Below are 387 nucleotides of genomic sequence, written 5' to 3'. Positions count from 1 at the left end.
CGTATAGTCTTCTACTTCTCCATACGTGAAGGTTTCACATGAAGTGGGAATAGCGTTATATTTCATAGACACTCTCATTCTTACTGAAGTTTGAGCCGTTCCACTTGGTACCGTAAATGATCCAGTATTGTTAGTATCGGTAGAAGCTGCTTTGGACCATACCAATTCTCCAGAGTCTGTAAAGTCACCATTGTTATTATAATCAATCCAAACAGCATATCCTTCAGAGTATGTAGTTCCTGTCCAGGTTGGGGTTACAGTGATATCATAACTTTGTCCTTCTTTTAAGGTTGTAGAAACCGATGTAAAATCAGAATAAAACTGAGCTCCCGAAGAATTATCAATCGTATTAACCTGTACTTTACCAATATATTCATCATTTACATT

Annotated in this window: 1 protein-coding gene; it reads right to left on the bottom strand. The window is 37.0% G+C overall.

The annotated features are described in order from the left end of the window. Positions 1 to 387, bottom strand: a 387-nt coding sequence (locus Z053_RS31775) for a GEVED domain-containing protein (RefSeq protein WP_035097369.1), incomplete at both ends; no start/stop codon positions are given.

Origin of the sequence: Aquimarina megaterium XH134, assembly GCF_000520975.1 — a bacterium.
Taxonomy (GTDB): domain Bacteria; phylum Bacteroidota; class Bacteroidia; order Flavobacteriales; family Flavobacteriaceae; genus Aquimarina; species Aquimarina megaterium.
Note: the sequence above shows the minus strand (reverse complement) of the source record. Positions and strands in the feature narration are given on the sequence as shown.